We start from the raw sequence: 13,387 nt of genomic DNA on the forward strand, positions 1-13,387 counted from the left end.
GGCCAGGAGTGTACATAATAGTACATGACTGAAGCCGTGTGAACTTGGAACGCCGTATAAAACTTAGTGGGTAGTACGATATCATTTATGAATGGCGTACCATCTCTCTAATTTCTTCTATCTTATTATCCAAATCAGGCGGCAAAACCCCTCCTCCCTGAGCCATATCATCACGCCCCCCGCCCTTTCCACAGAGATGTTTTACCAATGTAGCCGCAGTAGGTGCTTTCCCTAAAATACCCTTACTTACACCAGCAATCACATTCATTTTATTTTGATCCACTGTAAATAAAACAATTACAGCTGAATCAAGTCTGGATTTCAGTTGATCTAAGGTTGTACGCATGGTTTGGCTATCAACACCTTCCAATTGTTTTACCAATAGACTGATTCCATTGATTTGTTCTACTTCATTTGCCAGATCTGCTCCTGATTTTTGTGCTTTCTCACTTTGTAATTTGGCAATTTCTTTTTCTAAACCTCTATGTTCAGCGATAAGCTGTCCTATCTTGTCCGGTAAGTTATTCGTTGTGGTTTTTAACAATGACGCCAACTCACTTAAAAGTGACTGTTGTTCATTAACCCAAACTAACGCATAACGACCTGTTACCATCTCTATACGTCTTACACCACTTGCAATTCCGTATTCAGCAACAATTTTAAACAACCCGATATCACCTGTCCTCCGTGCGTGAGTTCCACCACAAAGCTCCTTAGAAAACTCACCCATAGATAATACACGTACCTTATCGGTATATTTTTCTCCGAACAGAGCAACTGCACCACTTTTTTTGGCAGAATCAATATCCATGAGTTGAGTTACAACTTCGTTGTTGGCTCGAATTTGATCATTAACTAATAATTCAATTTCTTTAATTTGTTCTGTGGTCAATGATTCAAAATGAGAAAAGTCAAAGCGTGCTCGCTCTGCATCAACCAATGAACCCTTTTGCTGGACTTGTGGTCCGACTACTGTTTTTAAAGCAGCATGCAATAAATGAGTTGCGGTATGATTTATACGAATTGCTTCTCGGCGCTCGTTATCTATTTCTGCTTTCAGCAACTGATTCAAGGTCGCTGAACCTTCCACTACTTCACCATAATGTACTATGGCTTGACCTTTTTTTTGCGTATCATCGACACGAAAACGAAAACCTGTACTTATTAATATTCCCTTATCCCCTACTTGCCCCCCACTTTCCGCATAAAAAGGGGTGTGATCCAGAACTACAGCTCCTTTCGTACCTTGACTTAAGGCATCAACTTCATTTCCTTCTAGAAGCAAAGCAATAATTTTTGCTTCTGTTTCGTTTTGTTCATAACCATGAAAATTAGATTGGTAATCCAATTGAGCAGTAGTACTATAATCCACGCTGAACTGACTGGCAGCCTGAGACTGCTCTCTTTGCTGTTGCATCAATTGATTGAAGCCATCCATATCCACGTAGAGGCCTTGCTCTCGAGCTATATCAGCAGTCAAATCGACAGGAAAACCGTAGGTATCATACAGTTTAAATGCGATTTCCCCTGATATTTCGTGGCCACCAAGAGAATGCATTTGCTCTTGCAATAGACGTAATCCCTGATCAAGCGTGCGGGCAAACTGATTTTCTTCCTGGTTGAGGATTTTTTCTATATGGGCTTTAGATTTTATCAATTCAGGATAAGCATCGCCCATAACTGTAATTAAAGGTTCTACTAATTGTGAAAAAAACGGAGTTGGCAAGCCTAACTTATTACCATGTCTTATTGCCCTTCTAATAATTCTTCTAAGCACATACCCGCGTCCTTCATTACCAGGAATCACTCCATCAGCGATTAAAAAGGAACAAGAACGAATATGATCCGCAATTACCTTTAACGAAGTGTGGTTTAAATTGGTAATAGTTCCAAGTTTTGCTGTCGATTGAATTAAATACTGGAAACTGTCTATTTCATAATTGCTGTGAACACCTTGAACTACGGCAGCGAGTCGCTCAAGTCCCATACCTGTATCTACAGATGGTTTGGGTAGCGGATGCAAATTCCCATCTTTATCCCGATTAAATTGCATGAATACCAGGTTCCAAATTTCAATATATCGATCCCCGTCTTCATCAGGACTTCCTGGAGGACCACCTGGAATATCAGGACCATGATCGTAAAAAATCTCGGTGCATGGACCACAAGGGCCTGTATCCCCCATAGACCAGAAATTATCTTTTTCTCCACAACGTGAGAAACGCGCAGCCGAAACATTCATTTCTTTTAACCAAATATCCTCTGCTTCTTGATCTTCTTTATAAACTGTCACCCACAAACGCTCTTCGGGCAAATGCAGAACTTGAGTTAAAAATTCCCAAGCAAATTTTATTGCTTCTCGCTTAAAATAATCACCGAAACTAAAATTACCCAACATTTCAAAAAATGTATGGTGTCTTGCTGTATACCCCACATTTTCCAAATCATTGTGTTTACCACCTGCGCGTACACAACGTTGGGCAGTAACCGCTCGCTGATAAGAACGTGTTTCAAGTCCTAAAAATAAATCCTTAAATTGCACCATACCCGCATTAGTAAACAATAAAGTAGGATCATTAGCAGGAATTAAGGAGCTGGATTCCACTAGTTGATGACCACGTTGTGTGAAATAATCAAAAAATGCTTTTCTAATTTCAGAACTTTTCATTTCGAATCAACACCAATTTGAGTTAATTTTAATTTTCAACCGTCCTCGGGAAATGTGCAGAAATTGTGCTTTTAATCTAAAAATAAACGCCCTCTCTCAACAATAGGAGAGAGCTGGGGTGAGACTAATATAGTAAATCCCCTCATCCGCCCTAACGGGCACCTTCTCCCTTTTGGAGAAAAGGGAATTTTGCTTAACTTAAAAGCACTACTGCACATTACCCAGGCTACAAGGCACCTAGGCTACGATTTCATTTTTATTTTTTCAATTCTTTTTTCACTTGAACAATGGTATCCATACCAAATCCACGATAAAGCAAAAAACGCTGTTGTTTTTGGAGCTCATCAAACGATAACTCACATTGACCTTTACTTTTTTTCTGCCAAACATCTAAAGCATAAGTCAACCAATTATCTTGCTCTTGCTGCAAGAACTGATGAATTAATTCCTTATCAACTCCTTTACTAGTCAATTCCTGGCTTATTTTTAAAGGTCCATAACCTTGACGTATTCGTGAACGACTGTAGATCTCCACAAACCGTCGTTCACTTTGCAAATCCAAGCGTTGGCATTCATCCAATGCTATTTTTGCTTCTATAGCACTATATCCTTTTTGCTTTAATTTATCACAAAGTTCTAGTGCACTGTGCTCGCGCCTGGATAGCAGGCGCACAGCACAATCAAATGCTTTAGTCATCAACGGCCTCAAATTCGTCGGCACTAGCTGACGCAAGCATAGGGAGTTTTTTCTCTAAAAGCTCTGCACGAATTTGATGTTCGAGAGTTGCTGCAACTTGAGGATTCTCTTTCAGGTATAAGCGAACATTATCTTTACCCTGGCCAATTTTCTCACCCTTATAACTGTACCAAGCCCCAGATTTTTCAATCAGATTGAGTTGGACACCTAAATTGATAATTTCACTTTCACGAGAAATACCTTCGTTATACAGAATATCAAATTCGGTCATCTTAAATGGTGGTGCCACTTTATTCTTAACAACTTTAACTCGTGTTTCACTACCTAAGATTTCTTCGCCTTTTTTAATTGATCCAATGCGACGAATATCCAGGCGGACGGAAGCATAGAATTTTAATGCATTACCGCCGGTAGTTGTTTCGGGGCTACCGAACATTACGCCAATTTTCATACGAATCTGGTTAATAAAAATGACCAGTGTATTAGAGCGTTTAATATTAGCAGTCAATTTACGTAAAGCCTGTGACATGAGTCGAGCTTGTAAGCCAACATGTGAGTCGCCCATTTCTCCTTCAATTTCTGCTTTAGGAGTTAATGCAGCAACAGAGTCAACGATAATAACATCGACCGCAGCTGAGCGTACCAGCATATCGGTAATTTCTAAAGCTTGCTCTCCTGTATCAGGTTGAGAAACCAGTAACTCATCCACATTAACACCCAGCTTTTGCGCATAGCTGGGGTCTAAGGCATGTTCTGCATCAATAAATGCAGCAGTGCCTCCCATTTTTTGACATTCGGCAATAACTTGTAAGGTTAACGTTGTTTTACCAGAAGACTCTGGGCCATAAATTTCAACAATACGTCCTTTGGGTAAACCACCAATTCCCAAAGCAATGTCTAATCCTAAAGACCCAGTTGAAATGGCTTCTATATCTCGGGATACGGTGCTGTCGCCCATACGCATCACTGATCCCTTACCAAACTGACGTTCAATTTGCGAGAGGGCAGCGGATAATGCTTTTTGTTTATTTTCTTCCATAATATTTTCCAGGTAGTTATATGCAAGGGTAAAATTATCACACAGATAGGAACAAGCAGCAAATTGATTCACTGTATTAAAGGAGTTTTTTTGCTCAAGCTCAAATGCGGCAAAACCAAAATGTCGCTTTCAGAAAAGAAACCAGCCTACCGTAGAAAAACCGCCTCTGATTGATAGTTGGTTAATCATCTGGTACAATTGTAAGACATATTTTCCGAGGTAGATATTATGCAGAGTAAAAATGAAGAACTAACTTCCAAAGTAACAGCTGCTCCATTATATGCAGCACGTGCAGCAATAAATATTGCTAATGCCACTAAGCATATATTTTTCCCTACACCAGAAAGAGCATATGTACCCTTGAAAGATCGAATGAAATTTGAATTTGAACAAAATGCACACCAAGTAGCTAACGATTTAATAAGCCTAACCATAGGACAAAAATAGAGCGCTTATCAAGAGTTGGTAGCTGCAGTAATATTTATATAGAGAAATTTACTTTAATCTGAGACTTCAAAAATTGCTTGTAAAGTGTCCCATGCTCCCGGCAACACTATTTCTTACGATATCAGTGTCTATCAATTTTTATATAAGAAAGAATACCAGATAAAGCTTCCTGGCATGCAGCCAAGCGTATATCTTGCCGATCTCCGGTGAACTGTTTTCTTAATATCCTGGGCTTCATGTCTCTAGCGGCCCAACCAAAACACACTGTTCCCACGGGTTTCTCAAAGCTGCCGCCATCCGGGCCAGCAATACCAGTAACCGATACGGCTACATGACCTACACTATGTTGCAAAGCACCAGTCGCCATCGCCAATGCAACAGGTTCACTGACCGCACCGTATTCTTCAATTAATTGCTTAGGCACTGAAAGCAGCTCTTCTTTCGATAGGTTACTGTACGTCACAAACCCACGTTCAAACCAGACTGAACTACCAGGAACTTCAGTGAGATAACTTGCAATAAGCCCACCCGTACATGATTCAGCCGTAACTAATTGCCAATTCATTTTTTTAAGAATTGCTGAAATTTCTTTGATTAATTTATCAAAAGGACTCATCAATAGGCCGAAATGTTCCTGGGTTACGGCCTAAGCCTTCACCCAGGTTAAAGTCTTTTACTGGTTTTGAGTTTGGTTGCCACCAGCTGGTTGCTGCGCTGGAGCAGCGGGTTGTTGTGCTGGAGCTGGTTGTTGTGTTGTAGTAGTTTCAGTAGTAGTGGTAGCTGTAGGTTTGTTACTTGACTCACCACATGCAGTTAGCGCTAATGCTAGAAAACCAGTTGCTGCAATTAAAGCGAAACGATTCATTTCATTCTCCCTATAAGTTTAATATTTTTTTTAAATCCCTTTAGATTTTAGCAAATAAATTTAACTTCAACCATGACCTATTGATATTTCAATAAAAAAGTATGGCATTATCTTATTTTAGAAACTCAAAAAATTAATAACCCATTTGGCAAATACCTTATCATCACAGTGTTGTTGCAATGATTTTAATCCCTGCGCGGCTAGTTCTTTTCCTAAGTTATTTTTGCGAAGTTCAATCAACGCCTGAGAATATCTTTTGCTGAACTCAGGGTGCCCTTGGACGGTGAGCAGGTTGTCGCCAATCTGCAACATATAAAACGGACAGAAATCACTAGCAGCCAGAACCTCTGCCTCCTCAGGAAGAAACACAACTTGATCCTGATGGCTAACGATCAGATTTAAAATCCCTAGAGATGGTGACATCCATGGCTTGTGTTGGGTAATTTTATTTACAGACATACCTATACCCCACCCCTGATGAGATTTTATAACCTTCCCCCCTAACGCCTTCGCAATAAGCTGATGGCCAAAACAAATCCCTATGATTTTTTTTCTTGCCGCATGAAGACGTCGAATGAATTCTTCAAGTGCACTAATCCAAGCTAAATCATCATTAACACCATAGCGACTCCCGGTAATAACATAAGCATCAGCGGCATCAATATGACTTGGCAATTCATCATAACGAACATCATAGACTGTGAATGACAAATTGGGGCCTTCCTGATGCAGTAGCTTAATATACATTTCCGAGTAAGTTCCATGTACCTCAATTAGCCTTGGATCTACTTGGTCACATTGTAATATTCCAATGTTCATGGTGGTCCTTAAGGTGCTTCTGTCAATCTCATCATCACCATCTCTGAATGACGGGAAGAATCGCCTTGAATTGCTGCAATAAGGATGCGTTCATATTGTTGAATGTCAAAAAGAATTGGATTACTCTGTGCTGAAGGGTCTTCCGTCGCCATTGTTGCAATACGTGCCGCATGTCGTTTATCAATACCAATTTCAGCTAAACTGTGCTCGATGCCTAATTCTTGACGCAACTGGATTATCCAATCAAGAAATCCATCAAACCCATTTTCAATCTCTAAGTAGGTCGCTAACCGCGTTATTTTGTATTCAATCTCGGATCGATTAGCGTGTAATACATAAGGCATGAGAATGGCATTTAATCGCCCATGATGCGCATCATAAATTGCTCCCAAAGGATGAGCAAGTGCATGCATAGCGCCTAAACCACGTTGAAAAGCCGTTGCCCCCATCGAAGAAGCTACAAGCATTTGTGTCCTGGAATTTATATCATTACCATTTTGCATCACTCGAGGTAAGTGTTCTTTTATTAGACGAATCCCCTCAAGAGCAATTCCTTCTGCAAGCGGATGATATCCGGGAGCACAATAGGCCTCCAAACAATGAGACAGCGCGTCCATACCTGTTGCTGCCGTAATATTCGGTGGTAAAGCAACTGTCAATTCAGGATCTAAAATAACCATAGCCGGCATCATTTTAGGGTGAAAAATAATCTTTTTGCGTTGTTGTTGCGTATCGGTTATCACAGAAGCACGCCCAACCTCAGAACCAGTACCTGCGGTACTTGGTATAGCAATAACTGGAGCGACACCTGCCGCATTGACGCGTCGCCAATTATCTCCTATGTCTTCAAAATCCCATAAAGGACGCTTTTGTCCAATCATCAAAGCAATGGCTTTACCTGCATCAAGAGCTGAGCCTCCTCCAAAAGCAATAACCCCATCATGTTGCCCCTTTTGATAGGCATTTACACCTGCCATGACATTTTCTCCCGATGGATTTGCTTTTACATCGGCGAATAAGGAAATAAACAAGCCCGTATCACGACAATGTGTCAATATTGACTCAATCACCGGTAATTTCGCAAGGTTACTGTCCGTGACCAAGAGAGGTGAATTTATTCCCAAGGTATGGCAAACTTCGACAAGTTCACGAACACGCCCTGCTCCTACCTTTATCGAAGTGGGATAATTCCAATTAGCCATCAGTAATGTACTCATTATGGTAGATTCCTTTCTCTGTTAATCGTTTTTAAATGATACGATTTGGGTCTAGTCAGTAAGTCATATCCTATAGAAGAGAGCGTACATCCACGCCCAGAATTCTTAACTCCAGTCCAAGCCAAAGCAGGATCTAGATAATCACAACGATTGATAAAAAATGTTCCTGTATGAAGTTGTTCACCAATAGCAATTCCTTGGGAAATGTCTTGAGTAAAAACAGCGGCTGTTAACCCATACTCGCTGTCATTCATCAATGCAATAGCTTCTTCATCACTATCAACAGACATAATACCGACCACTGGCCCGAATGTCTCTTCGGTCATTATCCGCATTTTGTGGTTTACTTGCGTTAAAATTTGGGGGGCCATATAGGCAGAACCTGGTTGATCCATTACAAAATCTCGACTATCAATATGTGCTACAGCTCCTTGCGCCAATGCCTCTTGAATCTGCGCGCGTACAAACGCCACCGAAGAAGGACGAACGAGTGGCCCCAAGGTTGTTTCAGGATCATCAGGGCGTCCGAGTTTATATTGTTTAACCAAGGCTACTGCCTTGTTAACAAAATGCTCGTAAACACTCTTGTGAACATAAATACGTTCAATACCACAGCAAGATTGACCTGAGTTAAAGAACGCCCCATCCATAAGTGTATCAACTGCATTATTAATATCAGCATCATAACGGACATAAGCCGGATCTTTTCCTCCAAGCTCAAGGCCAATACTTAAAAAACGTCCCGCGGTTACTCGTTCTATCATCGCTCCACCAGCAACAGAACCCGTAAAAGCAACATTATTTATTGATGAATCGCGCAAAATTTTTTCCGTATCGGAATGAGTTAGATGCAAATACTGAAATACTCCTTGCGGAAGATTGGCTTCTCTAAATGCTTGGTCAAATCGCTCCGCTACAAGTGGTGTTTGCGCTGAATGTTTGAGCAACACCACGTTTCCAGCCATTATGGCTGGAATAATCGCATTTACAGCAGTAAGGTAAGGATAGTTCCAAGGAGCAATAACTAGGGTGAGTCCTAATGGCTCACGTTTGATATAACGAATAAAGCCCATTTTTTCAGGCAATGAGATCGGGACAAGTGCATCACGTGCAGCAGCGATCATATAACGAGCCCGCTCTTCAAGACCATTAATTTCGCCAGCAGCATAACGGATGGGTCTCCCCATTTGCCAGCAAATTTCGTTGGCAATCTCATTCTTGTTGGCAACCAGAGCATCTACTGCCGCAGTACAGTATCTCTCGCGCTCGGCAAGGGGAGTAGCTGCCCAGTGTTTTTTTGCATTTAATGCCCTCTCCAAAGCAAATTGAATCTCATTATCTTTGGCAAAAGCACGTTCTACATATAAAGAATTATCTATAGGCGAATAGGTTTTCAATGTGTCATTCATAATCGAGTAAACCCAGGTTAAATAATTTCAAAATAGCGGTCCAATTCCCAGTCCGTAATATGACGGCGAAATTCGCGCTCTTCCCATTCTCGAGAAGCAGCAAAATGATCAACAAATGAATCGCCAAATAAAGAACGAGCGGCTTTTGATTCCTTAAGACGAGTAGCCGCTTCCCAAAGAGTTCGAGGTAAAGCAAGCTCTGCTTCGTGCTGCTGTGTATAAGAATTGCCTTTAATTTCGGGATATGGTTCCAGTTTTTGTTCGATTCCATACAAACCAGAGCCTAAAGCGGCTGCCAAAGCCAAATAAGGATTCGAATCGGCAGACCCCAAACGATATTCAACCCGCTGCGACTTATCACTTCCCGGTATAACACGTAGTGCCGTAGTACGATTTTCTACACCCCAGGTTGCATCAGTTGGAGCCCAAAATCCTGGAATCAAACGAGAAAAACTGTTCACAGTAGGCGAGACCATTGCCAAAAACTCAGGCATAAGTCGCTGTTGCCCAGCTACAAAATGCCGTTGAATTGGGCTCATATTATAGGGCATGGAAGGTTCATAAAACGCACTGGTTTCCTCATTTTTATGGCGTAAAGAAAGATGAATATGTCCGCTTTGACCTGGATAATGCGGCGACCATTTAGCCATAAAAGTTGCCATCATATTGTTGCGCTGCGCTAAAACCTTCATAAATGTTTTAAACAAGGCAGCCTTGTCCCCTGCTTCGAGGGCCTTATCTACAGCAATCGCTGCTTCAATCACCCCAGGGCCTGTTTCCGCATGCAACCCCTCAATAGGAAAGTCCATAATCTCACTCATATTGAGAATCTGATGATATAAATCCGCATGGACGGTATTGCGAATCATTGAATAACCAAAGAAGTCAGGCGTCATGGGTTTTAAATCGCGGAAGCTTTTAGACCGTACACTGTCAGGTGTTTCGTCAAACATAAAGAATTCATATTCTAAGGCAGCATAGACGACATACCCCATTGAATCCGCTTTATTAACAATGCGACGCAGCAATGCTCGAGGACATAAGGCTTCAGCCTCTCCAGCAAATTCAGCCATAAATAACAACTGATTTTCTTCAAAAACCAGATCGCGACACGTTTCGGGAAGAATACGCACTAAAGTATCAGGGTAACCGGTGTGCCAACCAGTATATTTCCCATTATCGTACAGTTTATTTTTGGAGTCCCACCCTAAGATCACATCACAAAAAGAAAAACCATTATCCAGAGCCGAGAAGAATTTATTACGACTCATATATTTTCCAAGCATAACTCCATCTATATCAAATAAACCAACCTTGACATGAGTTAGATTACGCTCTTCAACAATTTTTTTGGCTGCTTCAACGGTCTTCACATCCTTTGGAGTTAACATAGCATTTCCTTTGCCTGTTCATTATAAGTCATTAGATTTAGTCTATTTGATAATATCCCAGATTCTATTCTTGAATCCAAGGTTTATTTTTTGATATTTACAAAGGTCAATATGGAAAATAATTGCACAACAATTATCCCTATACCCTAAATTAACCAGTAATCTTCCCCTACCATTTCAAATAGGCTCTACTCTACCTTAGATCATTTTGCTAAAATCGCCGCAATTTAAACTCGAGTAAAAACATTCATGACAACTTCCCATACGCCGATGATGCAACAGTATTTACGCATTAAATCAGAATATCCTGATATGCTCCTGTTCTACCGTATGGGCGATTTTTATGAATTATTTTTTGATGATGCCAAGCGTGCATCACAATTATTGGATCTTACTTTGACCCATCGTGGCCAATCTGCTGATAAACCAATTCCTATGGCTGGCGTTCCTTACCATGCTGTAGAAAATTATCTGGCAAGATTAATTAAAAAAGGCGAGTCGGTAGCTATCTGTGAACAAATAGGAGATCCTGCAACCAGTAAGGGACCCGTCGAACGTCAGGTTACCCGTATTATCACTCCAGGAACAGTGACTGATGAAGCACTTTTGGATGCTAAAAAAGATAATTTACTTTTGGCCGTTCACCATCAAAAGCAAAAAATTGGTCTCGCATGGGTTGAATTAAGTAGCGGCCGTTTTCATTTACTGGAATTAGCTGAAACAAATCAACTCAGCGCAGAGCTTACGAGATTGCAACCCGCAGAGTTGCTCTTACAAGAAACATCCTCACTGGAAGAATACTGCCAAAATTTCCCAATTAAGCTAAGACCAGGCTGGGAGTTTTGCTTCGATAGTGCCAAAAAACTCTTATGTGAGCAATTTTCAGTAAATGATCTCGCCGCGTTTGGTGAACAAGAATATACCACCGCACTGGTTGCAGCAGGTGCTTTACTGGCCTATTTACACACAACACAAAAACAATCGCTACCTCATTTAACTACGATAACCCTAGAACATACACATGATTACTTGCAACTCGATGCCGCGACACAAAAACATCTTGAGTTATTTGATAATATCAATGGCAATCATGAAAACAGCGTATTATCTCTTCTGGATAAAACGGCCTGCTCCATGGGCGGTCGTTTGCTCAAACGTTGGTTAGGAAGACCGCTTAAACATCGTGGCAAGATCAAAGCCCGCCAAGATGCGATAATGGAACTACTGCATCTGCAAAACGATGTATCTATCCATGAATTATTAAGACAAACATGTGATGTAGAACGGATTATCTCGCGTATTGCTCTAAAATCAGCTCGCCCACGTGATTTAGTTGCTTTAAGTCATACTTTAGCGTTACTTCCCGAGCTGAATACTGTACTTGTGCACAACAAGAGCGAACTCACCGTACAATTAAAAAACCACATTAAACCGCTACCAGTACTCCAGCAATTGCTCGCATCCGCGATTATAGAAAACCCACCAATGTTAATTCGTGATGGTGGCGTTATAGCTCCCGGTTTTGATGAAGAGCTTGATGAATTGAGGATGCTCAGCACGCGTGCCAACGATAAACTCATGCAATTGGAGCTGGAAGAAAAACAAACAACTGGATTGTCCTCGCTGAAATTTGGCTTCAATAACGTACAAGGATATTACATTGAGCTGTCCAAAACCCAAGCAGAGAAAGCACCACCTCATTACCACCGAAAACAAACTTTAAAAAATGTAGAACGTTACATCACCCCAGAATTGAAGCAATTTGAAGAGAAGGTATTATCGGCGCAAGTAAAGGCCTTAGCACGCGAAAAATGGCTTTATGAGAATTTACTGATTGAAATCCAGAACAATATAAACGAATTGACACAATTAGCGCAGGCTCTAGCTCAACTGGATGTGATAACAACTCTGGCAGAGCGAGCACAAAGTTTCAATTGGTGTTGTCCAAATCTTGTAGCTGAATCGCAAATTACCATTGAAGCCGGCCGTCATCCAGTAATTGAACATTTGCTCCAAGAACGTTTTATCGCCAATGACCTGCATCTTAAACCATCGCAAAATATATTGCTTATCACCGGCCCCAATATGGGCGGAAAATCAACGTACATGCGCCAAACAGCTTTAATTGTACTTCTAGCACATATTGGCAGCTTTGTACCCGCTAAATCAGTCACTTTAGGACCTATTGATAGAATTTTTACACGTATTGGTGCTAGTGATGATTTAGCCTCTGGACGTTCAACCTTTATGGTAGAAATGACTGAAACAGCACAAATTTTAAGACAGGCAACCCATGAAAGTCTGGTTTTAATTGATGAAATCGGTCGCGGAACCAGTACATACGATGGCATGGCGCTAGCCTATGCCGCTTGCACCTATCTTGCAACAACCATCAAGGCCTATACTTTATTTTCCACGCACTACTTTGAATTAACAAATCTTCCCCAGCAGTGGTCATGTATTCGGAATGCTCACTTACAAGCCTCTTTGGATACTGGTCGCATCATCTTTCTATATCGGGTAGAGCCTGGACATGCAAACCGAAGTTATGGGCTTGAGGTCGCCGAGCTTGCCGGCATACCTGCTGAGGTTTTAAAAATTGCCCACACTCACTTACATCATGTACAAAATCAGACTCCATCGACTTTGCAAACCCAACCTATAGTTCAAGTAAAACCTCAATCACCTATTTTGCGTGAATTGGCGCAAATTGATCCCGATCAATTGACTGCTAGAGAGGCGCTTGACTTGATTTATCGACTCAAAAGCATGGAAACGGCGGATGTATAGTAATGCAACAGCAATGTAGGCTGGGTGCAGCGCAGATATATTTTA

At 41.2% G+C, this 13,387-nt stretch carries 11 protein-coding genes; 2 read left to right on the plus strand and 9 right to left on the minus strand.

Translation table 11 applies throughout. The features are described 5' to 3' along the window. Positions 1-85: 85 nt before the first annotated feature. The 3 genes from alaS to recA all read right to left on the minus strand — a co-directional run bounded on the left by alaS (position 86) and on the right by recA (position 4,404). A complete protein-coding gene (gene alaS / locus ELY20_RS03870; protein ID WP_110141504.1) occupies positions 86-2,668 on the minus strand; it encodes an alanine--tRNA ligase in 2,583 nt (860 codons plus the stop codon). Between the two features lie 256 nt (positions 2,669-2,924). Beyond that, the gene (gene recX / locus ELY20_RS03875; protein ID WP_110141503.1) at positions 2,925-3,365 is read right to left on the minus strand and encodes a recombination regulator RecX; all 441 of its coding nucleotides are present in this window, start codon (positions 3,363-3,365) and stop codon (positions 2,925-2,927) included. Continuing rightward, positions 3,358-4,404 carry a recombinase RecA gene (recA, locus tag ELY20_RS03880; RefSeq protein ID WP_110141502.1) on the minus strand — a complete coding sequence of 349 codons (1,047 nt, stop codon included), beginning with the start codon at positions 4,402-4,404 and terminating at the stop codon, positions 3,358-3,360. Before recA ends, recX begins: the two co-directional genes overlap by 8 nt. A 228-nt stretch (positions 4,405-4,632) precedes the next feature. Between recA and ELY20_RS03885 the strand changes: the two genes are divergently transcribed. Next, complete coding sequence (locus tag ELY20_RS03885) at positions 4,633-4,851, plus strand: hypothetical protein (RefSeq protein WP_110141501.1); 219 nt, start codon at positions 4,633-4,635, stop codon at positions 4,849-4,851. A 121-nt stretch (positions 4,852-4,972) separates the two neighbouring features. On the opposite strand, the gene ELY20_RS03890 is transcribed toward ELY20_RS03885, so the two are convergent. The 6 genes from ELY20_RS03890 to ELY20_RS03915 form a co-directional block, all read right to left on the minus strand. Continuing rightward, positions 4,973-5,467 (minus strand): CinA family protein, encoded by a 495-nt coding sequence (locus ELY20_RS03890; RefSeq protein ID WP_110141500.1) that lies wholly within the window; start codon positions 5,465-5,467, stop codon positions 4,973-4,975. 57 nt (positions 5,468-5,524) lie between these two features. Beyond that, on the minus strand, positions 5,525-5,716 hold the full coding sequence (locus ELY20_RS03895; RefSeq protein ID WP_110141499.1) for a hypothetical protein: 192 nt from the start codon (positions 5,714-5,716) through the stop codon (positions 5,525-5,527). 117 nt (positions 5,717-5,833) lie between these two features. Then, positions 5,834-6,535, minus strand: a complete 702-nt coding sequence (locus tag ELY20_RS03900) for a glutamine amidotransferase-related protein (protein WP_110141498.1) — start codon at positions 6,533-6,535, stop codon at positions 5,834-5,836. Positions 6,536-6,543: 8 nt separating this feature from the next. Continuing rightward, entirely contained in the window at positions 6,544-7,752 is a 1,209-nt protein-coding gene (locus ELY20_RS03905; RefSeq protein ID WP_110141497.1) for an iron-containing alcohol dehydrogenase, read from the minus strand. Then, complete coding sequence (locus ELY20_RS03910) at positions 7,752-9,161, minus strand: aldehyde dehydrogenase family protein (RefSeq protein ID WP_110141496.1); 1,410 nt, start codon at positions 9,159-9,161, stop codon at positions 7,752-7,754. The genes ELY20_RS03905 and ELY20_RS03910 overlap by 1 nt, the downstream gene beginning before the upstream one ends. A gap of 17 nt (positions 9,162-9,178) precedes the next feature. Then, positions 9,179-10,552 carry a glutamine synthetase family protein gene (locus tag ELY20_RS03915; RefSeq protein WP_110141495.1) on the minus strand — a complete coding sequence of 458 codons (1,374 nt, stop codon included), beginning with the start codon at positions 10,550-10,552 and terminating at the stop codon, positions 9,179-9,181. 249 nt (positions 10,553-10,801) lie between these two features. On the opposite strand from ELY20_RS03915, the gene mutS reads away from it, so the two are divergent. Continuing rightward, positions 10,802-13,342, plus strand: coding sequence for a DNA mismatch repair protein MutS (mutS, locus tag ELY20_RS03920; protein ID WP_110141494.1), 2,541 nt, complete (start codon positions 10,802-10,804; stop codon positions 13,340-13,342). Positions 13,343-13,387 lie beyond the last annotated feature (45 nt).

The organism is Legionella qingyii (assembly GCF_003990155.1).
In the GTDB taxonomy this organism is placed as follows: domain Bacteria; phylum Pseudomonadota; class Gammaproteobacteria; order Legionellales; family Legionellaceae; genus Legionella; species Legionella qingyii.